General features: G+C 66.1%; 25 protein-coding genes and 1 pseudogene. 9 read left to right on the top strand and 17 right to left on the bottom strand.

All coding sequences use genetic code 11. The features are described 5' to 3' along the window. The first annotated feature begins 3 nt into the window (after nt 1-3). The 4 genes from G6N36_RS27390 to G6N36_RS27375 are packed head-to-tail and all read left to right on the top strand — an operon-like array spanning nt 4 to nt 4,103. A complete protein-coding gene (locus tag G6N36_RS27390) occupies nt 4-1,194 on the top strand; it encodes a sulfotransferase family protein (protein WP_163689882.1) in 1,191 nt (396 codons plus the stop codon). After that, nucleotides 1,194-2,447 carry a hypothetical protein gene (locus tag G6N36_RS27385; RefSeq protein ID WP_163689881.1) on the top strand — a complete coding sequence of 418 codons (1,254 nt, stop codon included), beginning with the start codon at nt 1,194-1,196 and terminating at the stop codon, nt 2,445-2,447. The genes G6N36_RS27390 and G6N36_RS27385 overlap by 1 nt, the downstream gene beginning before the upstream one ends. Before the next feature lies 1 nt (nt 2,448). After that, entirely contained in the window at nt 2,449-3,282 is an 834-nt protein-coding gene (locus tag G6N36_RS27380; protein ID WP_163689879.1) for an oxidoreductase, read from the top strand. Between the two features lie 2 nt (nt 3,283-3,284). After that, entirely contained in the window at nt 3,285-4,103 is an 819-nt protein-coding gene (locus G6N36_RS27375) for a mycofactocin-coupled SDR family oxidoreductase (RefSeq protein ID WP_163689876.1), read from the top strand. Here G6N36_RS27375 and G6N36_RS27370 read toward each other — a convergent pair. Continuing rightward, nucleotides 4,100-4,768, bottom strand: a complete 669-nt coding sequence (locus tag G6N36_RS27370) for a DUF899 domain-containing protein (RefSeq protein WP_163689874.1) — start codon at nt 4,766-4,768, stop codon at nt 4,100-4,102. The genes G6N36_RS27375 and G6N36_RS27370 overlap by 4 nt on opposite strands. A 29-nt stretch (nt 4,769-4,797) precedes the next feature. Here G6N36_RS27370 and G6N36_RS27365 point away from each other — a divergent pair, with 29 nt between their 5' ends. Further along, nucleotides 4,798-5,232 (top strand): hypothetical protein, encoded by a 435-nt coding sequence (locus tag G6N36_RS27365; RefSeq protein ID WP_197746619.1) that lies wholly within the window; start codon nt 4,798-4,800, stop codon nt 5,230-5,232. On the opposite strand, the gene G6N36_RS27360 is transcribed toward G6N36_RS27365, so the two are convergent. Further along, nucleotides 5,217-6,101 carry an LLM class flavin-dependent oxidoreductase gene (locus tag G6N36_RS27360; RefSeq protein WP_163690948.1) on the bottom strand — a complete coding sequence of 295 codons (885 nt, stop codon included), beginning with the start codon at nt 6,099-6,101 and terminating at the stop codon, nt 5,217-5,219. The genes G6N36_RS27365 and G6N36_RS27360 overlap by 16 nt on opposite strands. A 46-nt stretch (nt 6,102-6,147) precedes the next feature. Here G6N36_RS27360 and G6N36_RS27355 point away from each other — a divergent pair, with 46 nt between their 5' ends. Beyond that, nucleotides 6,148-6,561 (top strand): VOC family protein, encoded by a 414-nt coding sequence (locus tag G6N36_RS27355; protein WP_163689872.1) that lies wholly within the window; start codon nt 6,148-6,150, stop codon nt 6,559-6,561. Nucleotides 6,562-6,653: 92 nt separating this feature from the next. On the opposite strand, the gene G6N36_RS27350 is transcribed toward G6N36_RS27355, so the two are convergent. Genes G6N36_RS27350 through G6N36_RS27340 form a run of 3 tightly spaced genes read right to left on the bottom strand, consistent with a single transcriptional unit; the run spans nt 6,654 to nt 9,579 of the window. Further along, nucleotides 6,654-7,991 carry a flavin monoamine oxidase family protein gene (locus G6N36_RS27350; protein ID WP_163690947.1) on the bottom strand — a complete coding sequence of 446 codons (1,338 nt, stop codon included), beginning with the start codon at nt 7,989-7,991 and terminating at the stop codon, nt 6,654-6,656. A 46-nt stretch (nt 7,992-8,037) separates the two neighbouring features. Beyond that, complete coding sequence (locus G6N36_RS27345) at nt 8,038-9,054, bottom strand: nitronate monooxygenase (protein WP_163689870.1); 1,017 nt, start codon at nt 9,052-9,054, stop codon at nt 8,038-8,040. Next, entirely contained in the window at nt 9,055-9,579 is a 525-nt protein-coding gene (locus tag G6N36_RS27340) for a GNAT family N-acetyltransferase (protein ID WP_163689867.1), read from the bottom strand. A 55-nt stretch (nt 9,580-9,634) separates the two neighbouring features. Here G6N36_RS27340 and G6N36_RS27335 point away from each other — a divergent pair, with 55 nt between their 5' ends. After that, nucleotides 9,635-10,027 (top strand): VOC family protein, encoded by a 393-nt coding sequence (locus G6N36_RS27335; protein ID WP_163689866.1) that lies wholly within the window; start codon nt 9,635-9,637, stop codon nt 10,025-10,027. Here the strand turns inward: G6N36_RS27335 and G6N36_RS27330 are convergent. Continuing rightward, complete coding sequence (locus tag G6N36_RS27330; protein ID WP_163689864.1) at nt 9,996-10,655, bottom strand: maleylpyruvate isomerase family mycothiol-dependent enzyme; 660 nt, start codon at nt 10,653-10,655, stop codon at nt 9,996-9,998. The genes G6N36_RS27335 and G6N36_RS27330 overlap by 32 nt on opposite strands. Next, nucleotides 10,642-11,556, bottom strand: a pseudogene (locus tag G6N36_RS27325) (alpha/beta hydrolase); the annotation flags it as partial. The pseudogene G6N36_RS27325 and the gene G6N36_RS27330, both read right to left, overlap by 14 nt. Before the next feature lie 96 nt (nt 11,557-11,652). On the opposite strand from G6N36_RS27325, the gene G6N36_RS27320 reads away from it, so the two are divergent. Continuing rightward, a complete protein-coding gene (locus G6N36_RS27320) occupies nt 11,653-12,294 on the top strand; it encodes a TetR/AcrR family transcriptional regulator (RefSeq protein WP_163689861.1) in 642 nt (213 codons plus the stop codon). Here G6N36_RS27320 and G6N36_RS27315 read toward each other — a convergent pair. The 4 genes from G6N36_RS27315 to cysD are packed head-to-tail and all read right to left on the bottom strand — an operon-like array spanning nt 12,291 to nt 16,274. Continuing rightward, nucleotides 12,291-12,767, bottom strand: coding sequence for an Rrf2 family transcriptional regulator (locus G6N36_RS27315; protein WP_083123809.1), 477 nt, complete (start codon nt 12,765-12,767; stop codon nt 12,291-12,293). The two genes, G6N36_RS27320 and G6N36_RS27315, sit on opposite strands and share 4 nt — an antisense overlap. An 8-nt stretch (nt 12,768-12,775) precedes the next feature. Next, a complete protein-coding gene (locus G6N36_RS27310; RefSeq protein WP_163689860.1) occupies nt 12,776-13,507 on the bottom strand; it encodes a 3'(2'),5'-bisphosphate nucleotidase CysQ in 732 nt (243 codons plus the stop codon). Continuing rightward, nucleotides 13,504-15,348 carry a sulfate adenylyltransferase subunit CysN gene (gene cysN / locus G6N36_RS27305; RefSeq protein WP_163689858.1) on the bottom strand — a complete coding sequence of 615 codons (1,845 nt, stop codon included), beginning with the start codon at nt 15,346-15,348 and terminating at the stop codon, nt 13,504-13,506. Before cysN ends, G6N36_RS27310 begins: the two co-directional genes overlap by 4 nt. Next, complete coding sequence (cysD, locus tag G6N36_RS27300) at nt 15,348-16,274, bottom strand: sulfate adenylyltransferase subunit CysD (RefSeq protein ID WP_163689857.1); 927 nt, start codon at nt 16,272-16,274, stop codon at nt 15,348-15,350. The genes cysN and cysD overlap by 1 nt, the downstream gene beginning before the upstream one ends. Before the next feature lie 166 nt (nt 16,275-16,440). Here cysD and G6N36_RS27295 point away from each other — a divergent pair, with 166 nt between their 5' ends. After that, a complete protein-coding gene (locus G6N36_RS27295) occupies nt 16,441-16,866 on the top strand; it encodes a PaaI family thioesterase (RefSeq protein WP_163689855.1) in 426 nt (141 codons plus the stop codon). 4 nt (nt 16,867-16,870) lie between these two features. Here G6N36_RS27295 and G6N36_RS27290 read toward each other — a convergent pair whose 3' ends face one another. The 6 genes from G6N36_RS27290 to G6N36_RS27265 all read right to left on the bottom strand — a co-directional run bounded on the left by G6N36_RS27290 (nt 16,871) and on the right by G6N36_RS27265 (nt 24,906). Then, nucleotides 16,871-17,362 carry a beta-class carbonic anhydrase gene (locus G6N36_RS27290; protein ID WP_163689853.1) on the bottom strand — a complete coding sequence of 164 codons (492 nt, stop codon included), beginning with the start codon at nt 17,360-17,362 and terminating at the stop codon, nt 16,871-16,873. A 107-nt stretch (nt 17,363-17,469) separates the two neighbouring features. Then, nucleotides 17,470-19,380, bottom strand: coding sequence for an ArnT family glycosyltransferase (locus tag G6N36_RS27285; RefSeq protein WP_163689852.1), 1,911 nt, complete (start codon nt 19,378-19,380; stop codon nt 17,470-17,472). A 40-nt stretch (nt 19,381-19,420) separates the two neighbouring features. Continuing rightward, nucleotides 19,421-20,680 (bottom strand): bifunctional glycosyltransferase family 2/GtrA family protein, encoded by a 1,260-nt coding sequence (locus tag G6N36_RS27280; RefSeq protein ID WP_163689850.1) that lies wholly within the window; start codon nt 20,678-20,680, stop codon nt 19,421-19,423. 56 nt (nt 20,681-20,736) lie between these two features. Then, entirely contained in the window at nt 20,737-22,617 is a 1,881-nt protein-coding gene (locus tag G6N36_RS27275; RefSeq protein ID WP_163689848.1) for a glycosyltransferase family 39 protein, read from the bottom strand. 23 nt (nt 22,618-22,640) lie between these two features. Then, entirely contained in the window at nt 22,641-24,224 is a 1,584-nt protein-coding gene (locus G6N36_RS27270; RefSeq protein ID WP_163689845.1) for a sensor histidine kinase, read from the bottom strand. Beyond that, entirely contained in the window at nt 24,202-24,906 is a 705-nt protein-coding gene (locus tag G6N36_RS27265) for a response regulator transcription factor (RefSeq protein WP_163690946.1), read from the bottom strand. Before G6N36_RS27265 ends, G6N36_RS27270 begins: the two co-directional genes overlap by 23 nt. Nucleotides 24,907-25,070: the final 164 nt, after the last annotated feature.

Genomic DNA, 25,070 nt, shown 5'->3' with positions numbered 1-25,070 from the left:
CCGGTGGACGATCCCTTTCGCGCGACTGCACTCGCGATCGCCGCGCAGCGGAAGGAAGGCCTCGACGATTGGGGCCCGGTGCCGTTCGAGGAGCCGCTGGGGGTGCTCGCGGAGAGCTACTCGTCGGCGGATCTCAACGACATCGGCGTACACATCCTTCGTTCGGGCCTCATCCACAGCCTGCGAATGCGTTTGCGTGCTCAGGAGTGGATCCGGCGCCATCCCGAGATCACCGACGAGGTCATCGTCGCGCCGATCGTGGTGGTCGGCATGATGCGCAGTGGCACCACGCTGCTGCAGCGGCTTCTCGCCGCCGACGACGATTTCCACTGCGCGTACGGCTGGGAGGTGGTCGAGGTCGCACCCCGGCTCGACTACGACTGGTCAGCTCAGGAGGATGACCCACGGATCGCGATCAGTGAGAAGCGCGAAGCGACATCGCGTGAACTCGCCCCGGTGTTGTTCTCCATCCACCCGATGTACGCCCGCGAACCCGAAGAGGAGATCGTCTTCCTCTCCGATGCGTTTCTTTCGCATGTACCGGAGTCCGGCGCGCACGTACCGCGATACCGCGCGTGGATCGACGAGCAGGACTTCACGCCGGCCTATGCATACCTGCACAGGATGTTGCAGTTTCTCCAGTGGCAGAAGCGGCAACGCGGCTTGACTGCTGGAAGATGGGTACTGAAATCCCCTGCGCATTTTGGATATCTGGATACTCTGCGGGCCCACTTCCCCGACCTGCACGTGGTCCACATGCACCGCGACCCCAGGGAGACAATCCCCTCCGGGGCCAGCCTCAACGCGACACTGCACGCCATGCACTCAGACAAGGTTGACCCCGGCCGTGTCGGCGCCCAGTGGCTGCAACGGATGGGCTGGACCAACGACCGTGCGATGGCGTCCCGCGCGGGATGGAGCGACGAGGAGCAGCGTTGTACCGACATCGAGTTCACCGACGCGGTGGCCGATCCGATCGGGCAGGTCTCCCGTGTCTACCAAGCGATCGGCGCGACGTTGTCCGCCGAAGCCGAATCCGCCATGCGCCGTTGGCTTGCCGAGCGTCCCCGCGAACCTGCCCGCCCGCCGTACTCGGCGGAGGACTTCGGGTTGAGCGATGCCCAGATCGGTGAACGCTTCGCCGAATACAACTCTCGTTTTCGCGCAGCAGCGAACACGCCAAGGAGGATGTGATGTCCGGTTTCGCGGGCGACCCGGTGGCCACGGCGTCGCAACATGAACAGGAGCTCGCCGCGCTGGAGCTCATCGAGCACCCCACTGTCAAAGCCGCGTACCGCAGCGTTGCCGAGACATGGCTCGGTCGGGCCAGGGCATCCGAAGCGATGCGGCAGCGATTCGACGACGCGTTCGCCGAGGTGATGTTCTCGGCCGCAGTGTGGTCCTCCAATCAGGACAAGCTGCGGCCCAAGGTCAGTTGCATCACCAGGATCGGCCACCCGGTGGCGGGTCGCGCCATTCCTGGATCACGCTGGGGCATCGACAATCCGGACAGCGTGTACCGGGTGATACCGATCTCGGGTGACGAGCGCTATGAGATCCGCGGTCGCGTCGGGGCCAACCGGATGACCGAGAACTACTTCACGCTCTGGGATGCCAACATGGGTACGGTCGCGGTGCTCAACGGTCGCACAATGGAGGTCGACGCGGACGGTTCGTTCGTCATCACAGTCGACTCCGACCGCGCCGACGGGCGTCCCAACCACGTACAGACGACGCCGGAGGCCCACGAGTTCTACATCCGCGATGTGCTGCTCAACTGGGACCGCGACGACCCGAATCATCTGAGCGTGCAGCGGCTTGGCCCAGCGCCCGCGACGCCGCCGTGCACACGCGACGAACAGGCCGACGCCACCGCGGCGATGATGGCGTACTTCGCCGACTTCACCGGAAAACTCAGCCACGGCGTCTACAAGATGGCGCCCAACAACTTCAACCTCGCGTGGTCCGCCGATCGCGTCGGCGCGATGCGCAACCAGGTGTACGTGATGGGCCGATTCGAGTTGAATCCCGGCGAAGCGTTCGTCGTCGACGTGAGTGACGGCGGGGCCGAGTACTTCACCGTGCCGCTGAGCAACATCTGGGGTACCACGTTGGAGATCGTGAACCGCACGGGCAGTCTCAACAAGGCGCAGTCGATGCCGAACGAAGACGGCACCTACACCTACGTGATCGCTCCCACCGATCCTGGCGTCGCGAACTGGATCGACTCCGACGGCCTGCACGAGGCCATCCTGACCCTGCGGATGGCCGAATTCGGTGGCGACGGGCCGACGGAGGATCTCGGCGCTCGCGGGCGGGTGGTGAAACTCGACGACCTCGACAAGGAGGTGCCGTCGCTGCGCCGAGTGTCCACCGCAGAACGGGCCGCCGAGCTCGCCGAGCGCCGAGCAGCATATCTACGCCGGCTACCCGAAGGGACGAATTGACATGGGCCGCTGGCTGGTCACCGGATGCTCGACAGGTATCGGACGAGAGATCACTCGGGCCGCGCTGGAGGCCGGTCACTCAGTGGTGGTGACGGCACGGCGCACAGACACGGTGGCTGACTTCGCCGACGCGTATGGTGAGCGCGCCGCCGTGGTCGCATTGGACGTCACCGACAAGGACCAGATCAGGTCGGCGGTCCGAATGGCTGACCAAGCATTCGGTGGGATCGACGTTCTGGTCAACAATGCGGGCAACGGTTATCTGTCCGCGATAGAAGAGGGTGAGGACGAAAAGGTTCGTAAGCTCTTCGACACCAACTACTTCGGTGTCGTCGACACCATCAAAGAGGTGCTCCCCCAGATGCGTGGCCGCCAGTACGGGCACATCGTCAACATATCGTCCATGACGGGTCTGGTGGCCAATCCACCGAATGCGTATTACTCGTCGACCAAGTTCGCGCTCGAGGCGCTGACCGAAGCCCTGGCGCAGGAGGTCAAACCGTTCGGCATCAAGGTCACCGCAATCGAGCCCGGGGCGTTCCGCACCGACTGGGCCGCCCGGTCGATGTGGGAATCCTCCACTCCGATAGGTGATTACGATGAGAATGTCGGCGCGCGCAAGACGCTGATCAAGGAATTCGCCAACCATCTTCCCGGCGACCCGCGCAAGGTCGCAGAAGCGGTGCTGATGGTGACCGAACTCGATGACCCACCGTTGCGGCTCCTTCTCGGACGCGACGTGCTCAAGGCGGTACGCGACAAGCTCGCCGCGTTTTCCTCCTCGATCGACGAGTGGGAGTCCGTCACCAAAGACGTCAACTTCCCGAAGGAGTGATCGTGGGCAGCCTCGAGGAGAGGGTCGCGCTCATCACCGGTGCCGCCAGGGGGATGGGCCGTGCGCACGCGGTCAAACTAGCTGCAGAAGGCGCAGACATCATCGCCATCGACATCTGCTCCGACTTCGAAAGCACCGACTATCCCGGCGCGACAAGCGCTGATCTCGCCGAAACGGCAAGGCTGGTCGAGGCGCACGGACGCCGGATCCTCGTGCGCGTGGCCGATGTTCGCGATGCCGACGCGATGGACGCCGTCGTCGCTGACGGAATGTCCGAATTCGGCCGCATCGACATCGCCCTTGCCAATGCGGGCATCATCCGGGTGACCGACTGCGAGCATCGGCGTCAAACTTTCCGAGACATCGTCGAGGTGAACCTCGTCGGCGCCTGGAACACCGTCGACGCCGCGATACCGGCGCTGATCTCCGGCGGTCGCGGCGGATCCATCGTGCTGACGAGTTCGACGCAGGGGATCAAAGCTCTCGGCACCGACCGCGCGGGCCCGCAGGCCTACGCGGCATCCAAGCGCGCACTTGTGGCGCTGATGCAGGGCTGGGCCACTCAGCTCGCTCCCCACTCCATCCGGGTGAACACGATCCACCCGAGCGGGGTAGCCACCGACATGATTCTCAATGACGCGACGATGAAACTCGTCGCCGCCGAGGATCCTTGGATCATGGCGCAACAGAACGCGCTGCCGATCCCGCTGTTGCAGCCGGAGGACATCGCGGGAGCGGTGGCGTGGTTGGTCTCCGATGCCGGTCAGTTCATCACAGGCACATCATGGCCGCTCGACGCGGGATTCCTGCTGCGCAACTAGTAGGAGTCGGCCAATCGCATCCACTCGTACGGCGGTTGCTGCGGCCAGCCATCCGGTGACTGCTCCCACGTCTCCTGCCGCCCGTACGGCGTGAGATCGAGCAGGTCGAACACCACCATGAACGGCTCCTCCCCGCGGTTGAAGGTCTGCCACGTGTGGAAGACGCGGCCGCCGTCGCGCAGGAACACGCTCACCGACTGGCGCTCCTCTCCGTCGACGGTCACGCCGAAGTCCTCGTTGAACGTCGCGCCTCCCGACGACACCCAGGGAAGCCGCCAGCCCATCCGGTCACGGAATTCCAGCAGCTTGGGCAGCGCAGCGCGCGAAACCAGCACGAACGACGTGTCTTTCGCGTGCAGATGCGACAGCGGGCCGATGTGTTCGGCCATCATGGAACACCCGTCGCACCCTTGCTCCCAATCGCTACCGAACATGAAGTGCTGCACGATCAGCTGCCTGCGCCCGTCGAACAGATCCAGCAGCGTCACCGCGCCCTGTTCGGAATCGAACGTGTACGCCTCGGTGATCTCGACCATCGGGAGGCGGCGCCGGGCCGCGCTGACGGAGTCCTTGAGGCGCGTCAGTTCTTTTTCCCGAAGCAGTAATTCGGCGCGCGCCTGCTCCCACACGGACCGGGACACGATGGGCGGTAACGGCGTCGTCATGGTTCAAGCCTGCCTGATACGTTCGGCACGTGCGCACAAGGTTCGAATTCGATTTCTGGACCACGGCGACGCCGGCACAGGTCGTCGAGCTGATGATCGACTTCTCCCCGAACCGCCCCCACCGATGGCCGGCCTCGTCGGTCCGCGCGTTCGAGGTGTATCGAATCGGAGACACCGATGCCGACATTCGCGAGGGCCAGAACTTCCCGAAACTCTGGGCGAAATGGCACTACGACTGGTCGGAACCGAACTCGGTGGTTCTGACGGTCGCCGAAAGCGACGACCTCGAGACGGGCGGATTCATGTCGCTCACGGCGGCGCACCACGAGGGCGGCAGTGCCGTCCACGGCGTGTGGCAGCAGACGTCGAAAAGCGCCAGGGGTCTGGCGGCGGTGACCCTGATGCGGATAGTCGGACGGCGTTCGCTGTCGGCCTACTACAAGAAGGTCTACGACGACCTCTGAAGCTCCTCGACCACCTCTGCGACCTGCCGAACCTGGTCGATGTCCGAACTCGTCGGGATCAAATGGATCTCGTCAGCCCCGATCGCGGCGAATCCGCGCAGCACCTCCAGCAACTCGCTTCCGGTACCCGCCCAACCTGTGGTGGGCGCCATCGCGTCGACGTACTCGACCGGAATCCAGTTCATGTAGCGGCGCAGATGCTCGTGGACCTGTGCCCGGGGGCCATCGCCATCGCCGATCGCGAACCAGAACGACGTGGCCAGGTGCGGAGGCGCCTTGCCCGCCTGCGCCCACGCCTCGCGCGCGACGTCGAACAGTTCGTTCTCCTTACCGACGTCCAAATCCAATGTCGTACCCGCGAGCCCGTCAGCCCAGGCGGCGGCACTGCGGACGGTCTTGGGACCCATGGTGCCGACCAGCAGTTGCGGCCCACCGGCCTGCAGCGGCGGCGGCCCGACCGGTTCGACGGACTCGGTGACCTTCTCCCCGGACCACACGCGTCGCATCACCGCGACGCTGTCGGCCATTCCGCGCATCGTCTGGTTCGCGAGATCCGCGCCGACGGCGTTGTAGTCCTCGTTCCTGCCGCCCACACCGAGCCCGACCGTCAGCCGACCGCCGCTGAGCATGTCGCCGGTGGCCAGCGCCTTGGCAAGCATGACCGGATCATGCAGCTGGGGAACGATGACGGTGGTCACCAACCGCACCCGATCGGTCCAGGCCGACAACGCACCAAGCAGGGTCGGTGAGTCGGGGTTGCTGAACGCGATGCGCTCGCCCCAGCACAGCGACGAGAACGGCCCCGCGTCGATCACCTGCGCCCATTCTCGGAGCGTCGGGGCGTCCAGGTCCGGCTCCATCACCGGCATCGTCATCCCAATGTGCACGATCGCGATTCTGGCACGATGGGCTTTCATGGCGATCAACACCACGTCTATTGCCCACGTCCGGCTCACCGTGACCGACATCGATCAGTCCCGGCAGTTCTACGACAGCGTGTTCGGCTGGCCGATCCTGGTCGAGGTGCCTGAACAGGCCGACGCCGCGACGCGCGAGATGCTGAGTTTTCTGTACGGCGGCGTGATCTACGACCTGGGCGGCGCACTGATCGGGCTGCGCCCGGTTGCCGCGGACCGCTTCGACGAGGACCGCGTCGGTCTGGACCATCTCGCGTTCCGGATCGGCAGCAAGGACGAATTGGATTCCGCGGTGGATCATCTCGATTTTCTCGGCATCGCACATGAGCCGATAAAGGACATCGGCCCGGCTTACATCCTCGAGTTCCGTGACCCCGACAACATCGCGCTCGAGCTCAGTGCCCCGAAGTAGCGTCGCTCAAGGCGTGAGCCGGACGATGCCGCTGTAGGGGTTGCGACGGCCGGGGTGACGCGGGTCGGGCTGAGAGCGTGCCTCGGGTGCTGCTAACCGAGAATCCGCTCGGCTTCGCGCACACCGCTCAGGTACGCGCCGTGGACGGTGCCGAAGAACTCCGCGTTGGTGGCCTCTCCGGCGAATGCGAGTCGGTCGTTCGCCGGTTCGGCGAGAGCATCCATATCGTCGGGAGTCGAGCCGACGGCGACGAAGCTGTACGAACCGCGCGCGTACGGGTCGGCGGCCCAACGGGTGACAAGCGATCCGGTCGGGGCCGGTGCATTCAGCGCCGTGACCAACTGGGCCACCGCATCCCGATCGGATAGGACTTCTCGCTCACGCGCATCCGAACCGCCACGCAGGCCGATCAACAACGGCGCAGCGGCGAATGTCTCACCGTTGATCAGGAACGGCACCGACTGCTCGCCGCCGACGAGCCCGATCACGTCGGCGTCCGGCCAGAACGGCTCGTCGAACTTGAGCACCACTTTGTCGAGCAGGCCGAACCCCAAACGTTCGATCGCCGCCCGCTTCTCGTCGGGCAGCGGCGGGTCGAATGCGATCGTGTCCGCCTTCAGCACACCGAGCGGAATGGTGACGATCGCGCGGTCCGCCTCGACAGCGCCCCGAGACGTCTCGATCCGCACGCCTGAGCCGCCGTAGCTGACACGCTTGACCTCAGTGCTCAGTCGGATGGTCAGCCCGCGCGCAAGATGCTGCACCAGTTGGGTGTATCCGCCGGGCAAGATCAGATCAGGTCCGCCGAACTCGCCTTCGTTGCCCAACCACTTGAGCGACAGTTCTTCTGGATCGGCCGCATACTCGCCGACGATCTCACTGGCCACACTCCACTGGACGAGCGGATCGTTGACATCGGCGACCTCCGAGAGTCCGGTGGCGACCGACTCGTCCTCCCCCGCGTCTTCGCTCAGCATCCCAAGCTCTTTGGTGATCTCCTGCCAGCGTTGCAGGGTGGCTTGCACGACCTCCGCGGCGAGTTCGCGGCCGTCCTGGAAGATCACGGGGTTGTCGAAGTCGGTCTCGACGCGCCGCGCATTGACCTCGTCGGCGAGTTCGGTGATCGGGTTTCCCTCGGGACCGTGGATCCATGCCGCACCGAGATCGACCGGCACACCGAGCGTCGTATCAGTCCACGTGCGGCCGCCGAGGCGGTCACGCGCTTCCACCACAGTGACGTCCATGCCCGCGTCGGTAAGACGCCGTGCGGCGGCCAGGCCGGCCATGCCTGCACCGATCACCACGATGCGCTCTTTCGACGCTTCCGGCGCTTTCGGCGCGTCGCCACTGCTGCTACACCCTGGAAGCAGTTGCGAGGCCGCAAGCGCGCCGCAACCCAGCGTGAACGCACGCCGGGAAAGCTGCATGATTCGAGAGAGTAGCCTGCCGCCGAGAACATCACGGCTATATTGACGTCTACGTCAGAACGGCGAAGATCTCGGCCACCGAACCCGCCTTCAGCTCGCGAAATCCGGTCCCGGCCCAGACGTTCACACCGTGCGGATCACCTGCGCGCACCGCCGCCGCCCGGACGGGACTGGTCAGATAGTGCACCTCCGGGTAGCCGAACGGCGCCTCGGCTTCGTGCTCGTCGATGAACCGGTTCCGCAGCCCACGCGCGTAGCGTCCGGAAAACGACCGGGTGACAACGGTTTCGGTGAACTGCGGGTCCTTCAGCGCGGCGCGGTGCACGGGACTGCTACCGGCCTCGTCGGCCAGCAGGAACGCCGTGCCCAGTTGTGCCGCAACCGCGCCGGCCTCCACGACCTGCCGGATGTCGTCAGCGGTGGACAGCCCGCCCGCCGCGATCACCGGAATGTCGGCGCCATGCTTGAGCGCCGCCAGAAGTTGGTCCAGCGGTTCGGATGCCGGCTGCGCCGACGGGTCGAACGTCCCGCGATGTCCGCCCGCCGACGGGCCCTGCGCCGCCAACACATCGACGCCCGCCGCCATGGCCATCTGCGCCTCCGACACCGTTGTCACGGTGCCGACGGTCGCGATACCGGCGTCGCGTAGCCGTCTGCATTCGTCCGCGCTCGGCACCCCGAACGTGAAGGACGCCACGTCGGGGCGCAGGTCCAGCAACACCTCGATTTTCGCGGCCCACGCGTCGTCGTCGAATCGCGGCGAGCCGAGGGTCGCGCCGTAGCGCAGCTCCTCGGTCGCCAGCGCCTTGGCGTAAGCCTCGATGGCGGCGGGCGTGCCTGCACTTGGCTGTGGCGCAAACAGATTGGCGCCGACGGGCCCGGTCGTCAGCTGACGCGCCTTGCTGATGCGTTCGGCGAATGCTTCGGCCGTCAGGTACCCCGCGGGAACGAACCCGAGGCCGCCGGCCTCGGATCCCGCAGCGGCGAGGTCGGGCGTCGACGGCCCACCGGCCATCGGCGCGACGATGATCGGGACCGTGAGGTCGCGGAGATCGAATGCACTCATCTACTTCACCGCCTTGGCGAACAGCAGGCAGTCCTGCGGTTCCTCGCTGATATTGGGTAGTGCGGTGTAACGCCGTAGCCGGCCTTCCAGGGTGAGCCCGTTACGTTCCAACACCCTCGCCGATGCGGTGTTGTCGACGTGGCAATACGCCGACACTCGGTAAACGGCTGGATCGCGCTCGGCGCTGTCGAGCACGAGCTGCGCCGCTTCCGACATGAGCCCCCGCCCCCACCACTTCCGACCAAGGTAGTAACCGAAGTCGACGATGTGTGGTTGCGGGCGCCGCCACCCGATGGCACCTATCACGGTCTCATCTTGATTCAGGGTGATCAGCCGTGTGGTCTCCCCGCCGACGTTGAGCACCTCAGTGATGACGCGCCTGGTCTCCTCGACATTCCGGTGCGGTCGCCACGACATATGCCGCGACACCTCGGGGTCCGACGCGATCTCGAACAACGGTTCTGCGTCATCGAGGGTGGGTGCTCGCAGCGTCACCCGTGGACCTGGGAAGTGGGCGTGCGACATTGCTCCATCGTGCATTGTTGCCGCCCCCGCGTGAACGGTGGTTGACTGGATCGACATGGCAATCACGTTCAACCACACCATCGTCGCTGCGAAGGACCGCCAAGAATCGGCCCGGTTTTTCACCGACCTCTTCGGTCTACCGGCCGCCAAGGAATTCGGCCCGTTTCTGGTCGTCGAGCTCAACCACGGCGCCAGCCTCGACTACGCGCAGGTTGGAGGTGACGAGGAGATCCGCCCGCAGCACTACGCGTTCCTGGTGTCCGAGGACGAGTTCGACGCCATCTACGGACGCATCCGCGAACGAAATCTGCAGCACTGGGCGGACCCCAGGGGCAGCCGGCCCGGCGAGATCAATCACAACGACGGCGGTCGCGGCGTGTACTTTCAGGATCCCGCCGGGCACTACCTCGAGATCATCACCCGCCCCTACGGATCCGGGACGGGCTGATTCGCGAGGAGAGCAGCTCTACACCGTCACCTCGCAGTGCCGACAACATGCGCGGCCGACTCCCCAGAACGGACACCAGCTCGATGCCGCGCCCCTCGACGAGCGGGCCGTTGTCACCGTGACTCCAGTCGACATCGGTGGCACGCAGCCGCAGTCCCCTGCTGTTGCGAAACGCGGGGACAAACGGATTGGGAAGCGCTACTTGCGTATTGAGCACCGCCACCACGGCATCGCCCGAAATCTGCGGTTCTCGACCGAGCGCGAACAGGATGTCGAGTTCGTGGGTGATGTGGTCGCCCAGTAGCAGTCGAGGCGGAAAGACACGGCCGAGGCCACGAGGCCGACCCACCAGCTCTCCGAATTCGTCGAGCAGTTCTGCGGGACCCCGAGCCGCGGCGAGCACGCTCGCCATCGCGGTGTTCGCACGGTCGAATGAGCGGCCGCGGCTGAGTATCTCGCGCATCATGCCGGCGACGCGCAACCGGTAGCCGATGACGAGATGCGCCAGCACCTCGTGGTTCGTCCATTCATCGCACAGGCTGGGCCGCGCCCACTCGTCGGATCCGAGACCGGCCGCCAGCGTACGAAATCGTTCGTCGTTGCTGCGCAACATGTCACGCACCGACATCGAGATGCTCCTGCAGGAAGGCCGTCTGGTCGGCGAGAACCTGGCTGACGAGCGGCGGATGGTAGATGGCGAAGTGGTCGGAGTCGTAGTGGCGGGCGACGCCGCGAGGAGCCCGGTGCGCGACGAGTTCGGCGTAGCGGGGGTCCATGAGGTTCTCGCGGTCGCACACGCACACCAGCAACGGCGCCTCGATTTCGCGTGCGTGGCGCAGCGCCGACGTCGTCACCATGGCCAGCGCACCGGCGGCGGCGATCCGGTTGTCGAATTGCCCGCCGGGCGACACGGTGGAGTTCCAGCCGGTCTCGGCACCGGCGACGGTGACCATCGCGAATCCTCCCGGCGGTCCCACGATCGGCACGTAGCGGCGACCGCGCGCCGTGGCGAGACGCACCAGGTCTTCGGTGATCGCCGGTGCGAGGCGCAACGCCGCGAGCAGTCCGAGTCGGCGGGCGGCACCCGGCCCGTGCACGATCGGGCATTGCACCACCGCGACGGCGACGTCGTCGCGGGCAGCGGCGACCCTGATCACGTTCATACCGCCGAGGCTGGTGCCCCACAGCCCGACGCGGGCGGCGTCGATGTCGGATCGACGGACAAGATGACCGATGGCCGCGACGACGTCCTGGCATTGGTTTCGCGTCGAGATATGTTGGCGCGGTTGACCGTCGGATGCACCGATATTCCGATAGTCGAACGCCAGCGTGGCGATACCCGCCGCGGCGAAGTGCTGTTCGTACTGAGCCAGCATCATGTCGTGGGTCGCGCCCAGGCCGTGGACCAACACGACGGCCGGGTGCGGTCCCGCCGCTTCGGGCACCGTCAACCAGGCCGCGCAGCGTGTGCCGCGCGACTCGAAGTCCACGCGTTCGGTCGGGATCGTCACGGTCATCACCATCTCCTCATAAGTACGTTGTACGTATGGTTAGGCTGCTTCACGTACGACGTACTTGTCAAGGCCGATGAGCGCTCGCGCGAAGAGCGCGTAGGGAGTCGGAAATTGCGTGCACGGTTCACCACCGACGAGATCGCCGCCGCGGCACTCGGCATCGTCGACGATGCCGGGGTCGGCGCGTTGAGCATGCGTGCACTTGCCGCCGCGCTGGGCACCGGTCCGATGACGGTCTACAACTACGTACCAGACAAGGAGGGCCTCGAGGAACTCGTCGTCGCGGCGGTCGTGGCCAAGGTGCGGATACCGGAGCCGACCGCGAACTGGATCGACGACGTCTACGCCGTGGCCGAGGCCATGTGGCTGGGTATCCGTGCGCATCCGGCCGCCATTCCGTTGGTGCTGACCCGGCGCACGTCTTCGGCGACCGGGTTCGCCGTGGTCGATGCGCTCATCGCCGCCCTCGGTCGCGGGGGCCTGTCCGATGCCGATCGCCTCGCGGCTTTCCACGCCGTCCTCGCGCTGGTGGTCGGCGCGGCCCAGGCCGAACTCGCCGGGCCGTTCACCCGTGGACGCGATGCGGGCGACGCCGCGGCACGGATCGGATCGACGGCGGGTGCGGATCATCAGCACGTGGAAGCGCTCTCCCACGTCGCCCGCGAGGTGTCGGTGGAGGCGGACTTCGCACAGGGTCTGCGCATGCTGCTCGACGGGATCGCCGCACGGGGCAGGAAGCGACGTCGGGGTTAGCCCAGTGAGTGGCCGCGGCTTTCTTCCTGCGCGCGGTAGTCGTCGGCCAGCCTGCCGACGTGTTTGGGCAGGGTGCCCGCTGCGACCTCGGCGAGACTGGTCTGTTCGAGCACCGAACGCATGCTGGCCCGCAGCGCCCGCCAGACGTCGGTCAGCGCTGCTGTCGGTCCGGAGTACGGGAGGTCACCGAGCCCGATGTCGCGCACGCTGGCCAGTGGACCGTCGATGCACCTCAGCACGTCGGCGATGCTGATGTCGGCGGCACGACGAGCCAGCGTGTACCCGCCGTCGCGGCCGCGATGGCTGCGCACGAGGCGATCGGTACGCAGGTCGGAAAGGATGTCGACGAGGAATTGGGCCGGGATGCCTTGCGCCTTGGCCAGGTCGTCGGTCTTGACGACCTCACCGTCGTCGGCCGTGGCGAGCTGAATCATCGCGCGGACGGCGTATTCAGCTTTGGCCGACATCCGCATGAGCCCAGTCAATCACGTGTGACCGCGAGCACCGCCGCTGCGAGCTCCGGTCGGCACACCACCACGTCGGGTAATCGTGGGTCGCGCCTGTTGTAGGTGAGGGGTGAGCCGTCGATGCGTGAGGTGTGCAGGCCCGCTGCGCGGGCCACCGCGACCGGGGCCGCCGAATCCCATTCATACTGTCCGCCAGCATGGACGTACACGTCGGACAGACCCTGCACCACCGAGGCCACCTTGGCGCCCGCCGAGCCCATTTCGACCAGGACGCCGCCCAGCGCGTCACGGACGGCGAGCGCCACCGCGGGCGGCCGGGTGCGCGAGACCACCACTCGTGGTTGCCCTGGCGCAGCCGGTGGCGCGCTGACATCCGGGGTGGCGAGCGTGATGCCCTGGGCCGGAAGGGCAACCGCACCCGCGACCAGTTCACCCGCCTGCCACAGAGCGACGTGCACCGCCCAGTCGTCGCGCCCCGACTCCGAGAACTCGCGGGTGCCGTCGAGCGGATCGACAATCCACACCCGGTCGGCGGACAGGCGCACCGGGTCGTCGGCACCCTCTTCCGACAACACCGCGTCGTCCGGCCGCTCGGCGGCCAGCGCTGCCATCAGGAAGTCGTGGGACCGCTTGTCCCCCGCTGCCTTTCGCTCGTCCTGATTGGCGTCGGCCAGCTCGCTGCGAATCTCGAGCAGCAGGTTGCCCGCCTCGGTCGCCAGTCGCGCGGCGAGCTCGTGATCACTCACTGCTTGCTCTCCAGCAGTTCGACCACCCTGTCGGCCAGCTCGTCCGGCGTGAGTTCTGGGGTCAGCCGCAGGTCGGGATTCTTGGGCCGTTGATACGGGCTGTCGATCCCGGTGAAGTGGGTGATCTCACCTGCGCGCGCCTTGGCGTACAGCCCCTTTGGATCACGGCGCTCGCAGTCTTCCAGCGGGGTGTCGCAGAAGACCTCGAAGAAGTCGAGACCGGCCTCGGTGGTCACTTTGCGGGCCAGCGCACGGTGTTCCTCCAGCGGGCTGATGGCGGGCACGAGCACGACCTGCCCGGAGTCGGCGAGGATGGCCGCGATATGGGCCAGCCGACGCTGATTCTCGGCACGGTCCGCCATCGAGAACCCGAGGTCGGCGTTGAGCCCGTGGCGCAGATTGTCACCGTCGAGAACATAAGCCGGGCAGCCTTTTTCGAGCAACTTCTGCTCGACAAGCATCGCGACCGAGGACTTTCCGCTGCCGGACAGCCCGGTGAACCACACGGTCCTGCCCTTGGACAGGCGGTCTTCTGCCTTGCACAGCGATTCGTGGCGCACGGTGTTCGGGCTCGACGCGCGGGCCGTGACCTGCGGCAGGATCATGCCGGCCGCGACGGTGCCGTTGGTGTTCGGGTCGATCAGGATGAACGAACCGGTGGCAGCATTGCGGCTGTACTCATCGAGCAGCAGCGGCACCTGGGTACGCAGCGAAATACGGCCGAGCTCATTGAGTTTGAGCGCCGTGGCCGACTTGTCCCGATGCAGTGTGTTCACGTCGAGGCGGTAGTCCAGGGCCGTTACCTTGGCCCGCGTGGTGCGCGTCGTGTGCTTCACGATGTAGTCGCGGCCGGGTTCCAGCGAAGCCTCGTCGGCCATCCAACACACCGTGGCGTCGAATTCATTAGCCACTCTCGGCTGGTTGTTCGGCCGGGCGATCAGGTCGCCGCGCGAGATGTCGATGTCGTCGGCCAGGCTGATCGAAACGGCCATCGGGGGGAACGCCTCCTGGACCGGTCCCCCTGGCCCTTCGATCTCGGTGATACGGCTCGTCTTACCGGTGGGCAGCACGACGACCTCGTCGCCCGGACGCATGACGCCACTGGCCACCGTGCCCGCATAGCTGCGGTGGTCGGCGTGCTCATGGGTCTGCGGCCGAATCACATACTGCACCGGAAAGCGCACATCGACCAGGTTGCGATCACCGGCGATGTACACCTCTTCGAGGTGCGACAGCAGCGCGGGCCCGTCGTACCACGGCGTGACATCGGACTTGGTGACGACATTGTCGCCGTTGAGCGCCGACAACGGAATGGTCGTCACATCGTGGATGTCGAGGCGCGCCGCGAACTCGTGGAAGTCGTCGCGAATCTTGTTGAAACGCTCTTCATCCCAGTCGACAAGGTCCATCTTGTTGACCGCCAGCACGATGTGCCGGATGCCGAGCAGTGAGGCCAGGAAGGCGTGCCGACGCGACTGCTCGAGCAGGCCGTGCCGGGCGTCGACGAGCACGATCGCCAGCTGGGCCGTCGAGGTTCCGGTCACCATGTTCCGGGTGTACTGGATGTGGCCCGGCGTGTCGGCGATGATGAACTTGCGTTTGGACGTGGCGAAGTAGCGGTACGCAACGTCGATCGTGATGCCTTGCTCGCGCTCGGCGCGCAGGCCGTCGGTCACCAAAGCCAGGTCGGTGTAGTCATGTCCGCGTTCTTTGGAGGTGCGCTCGACGGCGGCGAGCTGATCCTCCATGACGGCCTTGGAGTCGTAGAGCAACCGGCCGATGAGGGTCGACTTCCCGTCGTCGACGGAACCGGCGGTCGCGATGCGCAGTAACGTCGCCATCAGAAGTAGCCCTCTCGTTTACGGTCTTCCATGCCTGCTTCGGAGATGCGATCGTCGGCGCGGGTGGCGCCGCGTTCGGTCAATCGTGAGACAGCGGTTTCGGCGATCACCTCGGACACCGTTCCCGCAAGGGATTCCACGCAGCCGGTGCAGGTGACGTCGCCGACCGTGCGGAAGCGCACGGTTTTCTCGACGATCTCCTCATCCTTGCGCGGCTGCAGGTACTTGTGGACGGCCAGCAGCATGCCGTCCCGTTCGAAGACCTGCCGCTTGTGCGCGTAATAGATGGACGGCAGCTTGATCTTCTCGGCGCCGATGTAGGACCAGATGTCGAACTCGGTCCAGTTGGACAGCGGGAACACTCGGATGTGCTCACCCTTGTGATGGCGACCGTTGTACAGGTTCCACAGCTCGGGCCGCTGCGCCTTGGGGTCCCACTGGCCGAACTCGTCACGGAAGGAGAACACCCGCTCCTTGGCGCGGGCCTTCTCTTCATCACGGCGCGCACCGCCGAACGCGGCGTCGAACTTGTTCTCGCGGATGGCGCGCAGCAGCGTGAAGGTCTGCATCGGGTTGCGCGACGGGATGGTCTCGACGACGCGGCCCGCGTCGATGTCGTCCTGCACCTTGGCCACTACCAGGCGCACACCTGATTCGGCGACGAGTTCGTCGCGGGCCTGCAACACCTCATCGAAGTTGTGCCCGGTGTCGACGTGCATCACGGGGAACGGCAGCCGGCCGGGCCGGAATGCCTTCAGCGCCAGATGCAGCATGACGATGGAGTCCTTGCCGCCGGAGAACAGCAACACCGGCTTCTCGAATTCCGCGGCGACCTCCCGGATGATGTGGATGGCTTCGGCCTCGAGCGAGCGCAGGTGGCTCAGCTCGTATCGGCCCGCATTGAGTTGCTCGGCGGTCTCGGTCATGATTTCCTCGTAAAGTTGGTAGAAATGACCAGCTTTATCTGCATAACCCGATATGAAACCAGGGTTGGCCTGCCATGTCAACGATCGGTGTTGGCGAATCGGCCCATGATGGCGCGACTCGGCCGACTACCCGCGAGGTAATTGATCCCGTGCAGATACTGGATGCATGTCACTCACAGCTAGACCCCAGACCGGCGCCGACGTCATGGCCCAGTTCATCCCCGCGTCCCCGTTCGTCGCCAAACTCGGCATCGTCGCCGAGGTCCTCGATGGCGACGAGGTGCGGTTACGACTTCCGTGGGACGAATCCAACGTCACGCTCGGGGACATGGTCCACGGCGGCGCCGTCGCCGCCCTGGCCGATGTCGCGGTGATGGCTGCCGCGTGGGCGGGTGCGGAGGTACCCGAGTCGCTGCGGGGCGTGACCACGTCGATGTCGGTACAGTTCCTCGCGCCGGCCCGGGCGACCGACCTGATCGCGATCGGCCGGGTGCTGCGGCGTGGCAAGACGTTGGTCAATTGCGACGTCGACGTCGTCACGCCCGACGGTGAAGCGGTCGCGAAGGCGATCGCGACCTACAAGGTCGGTTGAGGTACTACAACGTCACCTCGTTCAGGCGGCCCGTAGCCACATCGAAGACGAAGCCGCGCAGGGACTCGTGTTTGGTGACGAACGGACTGGCCTCGATGCGGCGCAGCGACTGCCGCACGTCCTCGTCGAGATCGACGAACGCCTCCGCCGCCCACTCCGGCTTTATGCCGGTTTCGTCCTGGATCTGCTGCTTGAAGCCGTCGTCGGTGAAAGTCAGCATGCCGCAGTCGGTGTGGTGGATCAGGATGATCTCTCTGGTGCCGAGCAGGCGTTGGCTGATGGCCAGCGATCGGATCTCGTCGTCGGTGATCACGCCGCCGGCGTTGCGGATGACATGCGCCTCGCCGTCGCCGAGGCCGAGGATCCGGTAGACGTCGAGCCGAGCGTCCATGCACGCCACCACGGCGACGTGCTTGCTCGGCGGCAGCGGCAGCGGGCCCGTGAAGGAACTCGCGTATGCCTCGTTGTTCTTCAGGTACTCGTCGGTCACGGACATCGTTGCACTGTATCCCCGCTGGGTGTTGACGTGTACGAACAGAATCAACCCGATCGAATCGACGACGGCCGCCCTGCCGGGGTGCAGGGCGGCCGTCTGGCGATGCATTATTTGCTGACGTGTGCGTCGAGGTCGTACGCGGCCGTACCCGCGATATCGATCGGCGTGAAGTTCTGCTTCACCCATGTCGCAATGTCGTTCGCAGTGCTCGATTCCCGTCGGGCTGGGCCCTCGTGGCCGCCAGAGATGAAGTACCGAACTTCGTGGTTGGCGACGTAGCCCTGAAACTGTTCGAGCGTCGGCGAGTTGTCCGAGCCGGTGAATCCACCGATCGCCATGACTGAGGCGCCGGTCTTCAATTCGAGGCTGCTGGCCGTCATCGAGCCGATGGTCGCTGCTGCCCAACGATTGCCCGCACCCTTGACCAGGTTCTCGAGCACGGGGTTGTCAACGCCACCAGGGCCCGGACCGCCAGGCCCGTCATCTCCCGGCGGCCCCAGCTGTGTGAACTGGCTGGGACCCGCCATGGCCATCGGACCACTGCTGTGTGCGTTCGCCACCGTCTGAATGGAGAACGCGGCAGGTCCGAGCAGACCGAAAAGCATGGCACCGGCGATCAATACAGCCGTCATCCGGCCGAGTCGGTGTGCCCGGACCAGCAGGATCGAGGCGGTGATGATCGAGCCGACCAACACGATCCAGCGCATTGCCGGCAACCATTCCGGCGTCCGGTTCAACAGAATGAAGGCCCACACGCCGGTACCCGCCAACATGATTGCCAGCACGAGGCGCGGGATGAGAAGCTCCTTGCCTCGCCACAGTTCTCGTACTGCGATGCCGACGAGCGCCGCGATCGCCGGCGCCAGCGCGACGGTGTAGTAGGGGTGAATGATGCCGTCCATGAAGCTGAACACCGCGGCGGTGACGATCAGCCATCCGCCCCACAGCAGCAGCGAGGCGCGCACACCCGCGGTGCGAGCGGTGCCGCGGCTGAACCAGAGCCCGGCGATCAGGCCGACCAGTGCCGCTGGCAGCAGCCACGACGCCTGAGTGCCCATCGAATGACCGAAGAGTCGGCCGATGCCGGGTTCTCCGCCGAAGAACAGGTGGTGCATACCGCCGGGTGCCCCTCCGGGCGGTCCATTGGGCGCTCCACCGGGCGGCCCGTCTGCACCACCGCCCAGCACACGGTCGATTCCGTTGTAGCCCAACGTCAACTGCAGCAGGCTGTTGTCTGACGAGCCGCCGATGTACGGCCGTGAGTCGGCCGGCCACAGCTCGACGAGCACGAGGTACCAGCCGGCCGAGACCACCACCGCGATGCCGGCGATGAGCAGCTTTCCGATGCGTTTCCACATGCCGACGGGGGCCGCGACGAGAAACACCAGCGCCAGGCCCGGCACCACCAGGAACGCCTGCAGCAACTTGGTCAGGAACGCAAAGCCGATGACGCAGCCGGTCAACACCATCCAGCGATTACTCGCTGACTCGATGGCCCGCACCATGCAGTAGCCGGCAACCACCAACAGCAGCACCAGCAGCGCATCGGGATTGTTGAATCGGAACATCAGGGCCGCGACTGGCGTCAGCGCAAGCACCGTACCCGCGATCAGCCCCGCCGCCGGTCCGCTGCAGCGTCGAACAGCCGCATAGAGCATGGCGACGGCTCCGACACCCATCAACGCCTGCGGTAGCAGCATGGAGAAGGCGCTGAACCCGAAGATCCTGCCGGACAATGCCATCAGCCACAGTGACGCGGGCGGCTTGTCGACGGTGATCGCATTGCCCGCGTCCAGCGAGCCGAACAGCCAGGCCTTCCAATCCTGGGTTCCCGCCTGCGCGGCGGCGGCGTAGTAATCGTTGGCCCAGCCCGAGGACCCCAGGCCCCACAGGTAGAGCACAGCGGTCGCCACTAGAAGACTGAACAACGCGGGACGCACCCAGCGCGGTTGCGTGACATCCCGAGGGTCGTTGTCGGACGGCGTGGTGTGCGGCTGCACGTCAGCGGCGATGGTCATTCGATGGGTTCCTTCGTCATTGAGAAGTCCTGGTGAATATTCAGTTGGAACGGCGGGGGTGAAACACCCAGCCGCGCAGCAGGACGAAGCGCGCCGCGGTGGCTACGAGGTTGGCTATCACCAGCACGACGAGTTCGACCAGATGATGCGGGTCGGTGACGAACGTGTGCAGTACGGCAAGCGACCCGCTGGTGATCGCCAGCGCGATCGCGAACACGATGAGACCTTCGACGTGCTGACGGGCCACGTTCGTCCGGCCGCCGATCCCGAATGTGAAGCGACGGTTCGCCGCGGTGTTTCCGATGGCGGTCAGCAGCAATGCGATCAGGTTGGCTGTCTGCGCGCCGAGCGACCCCTGCATCAGCATGAAAAGCACTGCGTACGCCGCGGACGACACCACCCCGATCGTGCCGAATCGCACGACCTGCCGGAACAGCGAGCCTGGGGCGCCCGAGCGTTGTGACGAACCCATTTGTGCTGCAATCGCATTCACCGGTATGGAACCGTTGGCGAAGTTGCGCAGCAGACGGCCGATGCCCTTGAGATCGGCCGCCGCGGTCGCGACGATGTCCACCCGACTGTCGGGATCGTCGACCCAGTCCACCGGGACCTCGTGGATTCGCAGACCACTGCGTTCGGCCAGCACCAGCAGTTCGGTGTCGAAGAACCATCCGGTGTCGGCCACGTGCGGCAACAAGCGTTGTGCAACGTCGGCTCGAATCGCCTTGAACCCGCACTGCGCGTCGGAAAAGCGCGCCGCGAGCGCCGATTTCAGGATCAGGTTGTAGCAGCGGGAGATGACCTCGCGCTTGGCGCCTCGCACCACCCGTGAGCCGCGGCCCAGTCGGGTGCCGATCGCGAGATCGGAATGTCCCGAGACCAGTGGCGCCACCAGCGGTGCGAGTGCGGCGAGGTCGGTGGACAGATCCACGTCCATGTAGACGAGCACCGGCGCGTCCGACGTCGACCACGCAGCGTGCAGGGCACGGCCCCGACCCTTCTCCGGCAGCCGCACCACCCGGACGTCGCTCAGTTCGGCGGCCAGTTGTGTGGCGATCCGTGCGGTGTCGTCGGTGCTCGCGTTGTCGGCGATGGTGATGCGCGCCGAAAACGGAAAGTGCTCCCGGAGGTGACGGTGCAGACGGCGCACCGAGTCGGCCAGAGCGACCTGCTCGTTGTACACCGGCACCACCACGTCGAGCACGGGCACACCCGCCTCGCGCGCGATCTCGGTGGCGTTCTGCCGGGATTCGAATCGGGTCCGAGCAGAGGTGCCACGTTCAAGGGCGGTATCGGTCATGGAACCCATCGTCGAGGTGCAGATTGTGCTGGCCGTTGGGCCAAGCTGTATGCCGGCTATGTATTCGGCGGAGGCGCGCTGAGGTCGTAGATGACCACACGGTCGACGACGAGCGGCGTGTAGTGCGTCTCCACCCACTGAGCGATGTCGGCGGCCGCGCGGCTGCCGCCGCCCAACGATCCCCACCTGCCGGTCAGCATCATCATGCGATCGCCGATGAAGTAGTGGATCTGACCGGTGGCGACGAGCTGCTGGAACTTCTCGAGAGTCGGTGCGGGGTCGGTGCCGTTGAAACCTCCGATCGCCATCACCGGCGCACCGGTGGCCAGTTGATAGCCCGCGGCGTTGTTGGATCCGACGATCGCCGCGGCCCAGGTGTAGTCGTCCGCGCCGCGAGCCAGGGTGGCCACGAGCCCGGTCGCCGGCTTCGGCGAATCCAGCAGGCCGCCCGCCCCACCAAAGCCGCGGCCGGATACGTGGTGGGACGGCCCCACACTCGGTATCGCACCGCTGTGCGCCGTTGCGGCCGTCGCGATCGCGAAACCCGCAGGCGCGGCGAGACACGACACGACCGCCAACGCCGCCACCGATCGCGCCACCACCGGTGCCAATTTGCCGGATACGAGCAGCAGCGCGCCGGCACCCACTCCCCCGACCGCAACGGCCGCCCGCAGCCACGGCATCCACTCCGAATGGCGGGTAAGCAACACCGCCGCGAGGATGATGGTGACAAGCACCGTCCCGGACAAGGCAGTCGCAGCTCGAATGTCGAATTTGTTCTGCCACAGCAGTGTTGCGCCGATTCCGATGCAGGCTGCGACCGCGGGCGCGAGCGCGACCGTGTAGTAGGCGTGGATGATGCCGTCGGAGAAGCTGAAAACCAGTGCGGATACGACCAGCCAGCCGCCCCACAGGATGAGCGCGGCCCGTGCGGAGTCGGTGCGCGACGCGCGCCGAGTGAGAATCAGGCCGGCCACCAGGCAGACCACCGCGGCCGGCAGCAACCACGCAATGTCCAGGCCCATTCCGGTGCCAAACAGACGGCCCCACCCGACGTCGTGGTTGAGGTTGCCGAGGCCGCCGGTCTCCTTGCCGGTCAAGCGGCCGAAACCGTTGTAGCCCAATGTTAATTCGATAATGCTGTTGTGCTGTGAACCGCCGATGTAAGGGCGCGACGACTCTGGCCAGAGTTCGACGAGCGCGAGGTACCACCCTGCCGACACCACCACGGCCGAGCCCGCGATGAGCAGGTCGACGATGCGGCGCGAGGGCGTGCGGTGCCCGGTGGTTGCGTACGCGGCCACGAACGCGGGTAATACCAGGAACGCCTGCAGCATTTTGGCCAGGAAGCCGAATCCCACCGCGACGCCCGCGGCCACCAACCACCAACGGCTGGAATCCTTCTCACATGCGCGCTGCACGCAGTAGGCAGCTACGACCAACAGGAGCACCAGCAACGCATCCGGGTTGTTGAACCGAAATATCAAGGCCGCAGCAGGCGTTGCCGCCAACACCGCGCCCGCCAACAGTCCTGCGCCCGGGCCCGCGACGCGACGAACGGTCGCGTGGAGCAACCAGACGGCCGCGACCCCTTGCAGTGCCTGCGGTACGAGCACACTCCACGAGTTCAGTCCGAAAAGGCGAACCGAGACGTCCATGACCCACAACGCCGCGGGAGTCTTGTCGACGGTGATCGCATTGGCGGGATCGCTCGACCCGAACAGCATCGCCGTCCAGTTGTCCGCGCCGGACTGCACCGCCGCGGCGTAGAAGGCGTTCGCCCACCCGCTGTCGCCAAGTCTCCACAGGTAGAGCAGCGCCGTCGACGCCAGCAGAAAAGGGAGTCCCAGCCTCGAGCCCAGGCCAGAGAGCCTGTTGCCGGGGCGATTCGGGGCTTCCTGCGCACTCTCGCACGCAAGAACCAGGGTCGTCGTCACTGAGACGATCCTGTCCGGCCCGGCTAGGCCCCGGATTGGCTCCCGCTGTGGCTTGACTGTGAATTGCCGGGCAAGGTCACGGTGAATACCGTCGCGCCGGGCCCGCTGCGCACCTCGATGGTGCCGCGATGCGCCTTGACCACCGCCGCGACGATGGCCAGCCCCAGGCCGGTGCTTCCGCCGCGCCTCGACCGCGAGGTGTCGCCGCGGGCGAATCGCTCGAAGATCTCGGGCTGCAGCCACTCGGGTATGCCCGGTCCGTCGTCGGCCACGGTCAGGACGACCTCGCCGGCCTCGGATCGGTTCAGCGATGTCGTGACCGACGTGCCCGGCGGGGTGTGGGTGCGCGCGTTGGCGAGCAGATTGGCCAGGACCTGGTGCAACCGCGCTTCGTCACCGGTGACGACGACCGGTTCGTCGGGCAGGTCCAGCGACCATTCGTGGTCGGGACCGGCGATGTGGGCATCGCTGACGGTATCGACGATCAACCGTGAAAGATCCACCGACTCCTGCTGAAGTGGTCGCCCGGTGTCCAGGCGGGCGAGCAAGAGCATGTCCTCGACGAGCCGCGTCATGCGCTCGGTTTCGGACTCGACCCGGCTCATCGCGTGCGCGACGTCGTCGGGTACGTCACCGCGCTTGCGTTGCGCCAGTTCGGTATACCCGCGGATCGCCGCGAGCGGCGTGCGCAGTTCGTGACTCGCGTCGGCGACGAACTGACGCACCCGGGTCTCGCTGGCATGCCGGGCGGACAACGCGCCCGCGATGCGGTCGAGCATCCGGTTCAGCGACGAGCCGAGCTGCCCGATCTCGGTGTGCGCCGCCGCCGGGTCGACCTTGACGATCGGGGTCGGCAGGCGGACCTCGCCGCGGTCGAGTTCCAGGTCGGCGACCTGGCGGGCGGCGGCGGAAACCGTTGACAGTGGGGCGAGTTGGCGGCGAATGATGAGAAATCCCGCCGTCGTCCCGCCGAAGAGCGCGACGATGCCCACCACACTGAAGATGATCCCCACGGTGAGCAGGGTGTCATCCACTTCCGACGTCGGCAGGCCGGTGACGATCGTCTGGCCGGGCCGGTGCGCGCGCATCGCGATCACGCGGTAACGGCCGAGGCCGTCCAGTTCGACGGTATGCGGCGCCTCGTGAGGTTCGATGTGCGCCAGTTGTTCTGCCGCGGCGGGGGTGATCCGGTCGCGGGTGCCGTCGGCGGTGATGACGCCGGCGTCCAACGGAGTGCCGCGCGAGATCACCGCGCCGACCGTGCGCGCGGCCTGCCCCGGTGCGTTGAGGAAGGACGGCCCCGGTCCCATGTCGTCACGCATCACCATCCGCCGCGGAAAGCCGGGAGGCAACGGAAACCCGGGCGGCGGCGGGGGCGGACCGAACTCGAACAGCCCCGCGGAGCGCCTGGCGGTCTCAGCCAGCCGATCGTCGAGCTGGTTGGTCAGAAAGTGTTGCAGCGCAATCATTGTGCCGACACCGATCCCGGCGCACACCAACGCCAACAACAGGATCTGAGACACGAGCAGCCGCGCGCGAAGCGACCAGGTGCGCGGAGAAAGCAGCCGGCTTCTGCTCGGTGGCTCAGCGTGCGGGCTTGAGGACATAACCGGCACCGCGCAGCGTATGGATCATCGGTTCGCGCCCGCTGTCGATTTTCTTGCGCAGATACGAGACATACAGCTCGACGATGTTCGACCTTCCGCCGAAGTCGTAGCTCCAGACACGGTCCAGGATCTGCGCCTTGCTCAGTACCCGTTTGGAATTGCGCATCATGAACCGCAGCAGCTCGAACTCGGTGGCGGTCAACGTGATCAGTTCACCCGCGCGGGTAACCTCGTGACTGTCCTCATCCAGCACCAGATCACCGACGACGACCTTCGCACCGCCCCCCTCGTTCGTGACCCCCGTGCGCCGCAGCAGCGCGCGCAGTCGCAACACCACCTCTTCGAGACTGAACGGCTTCGTCACGTAGTCATCGCCGCCCGCGGTCAGCCCGGCGATGCGATCCTCGACCGAATCCTTCGCTGTCAGCAGCAGCAACGGCAGCCCCGGAATCTGCTCTCGCAGCTGGTGCAGGACATCCAGCCCGCTCATGTCGGGCAGCATGACGTCGAGCACAACCACATCGGGCGGGGTCTGTCGGGCCAGCGCGATGGCCGTTGCACCGTCGCCCGCCGTCGCGATCTCCCAGCCCTCATACCTCAGGGCCATCGACACCAACTCGGCGAGAACCGGTTCGTCGTCGACGACCAGGACATGGATGGGCCTACCGTCGGCCCGGCGCATGACGACGCGCGCGGACTCCTGGTCGTTGACCGCCGAACCGCTGGAACTCGCCACGCACCCATTATCGGCGGGGGTCGTGGGCTGTCCCTGTGCATTGTCTATGCGCCCGCTGTGAATGTTCGTGGTGCACACCGACCACTGATCGGGTGCACAGCCGGCACACA

Origin of the sequence: Mycolicibacterium gadium (assembly GCF_010728925.1) — a bacterium.
Lineage (GTDB): Bacteria > Actinomycetota > Actinomycetes > Mycobacteriales > Mycobacteriaceae > Mycobacterium > Mycobacterium gadium.
The sequence above is the reverse complement of the archived record's forward strand: the minus strand, read 5'-3'. Positions and strand labels throughout refer to the sequence as shown.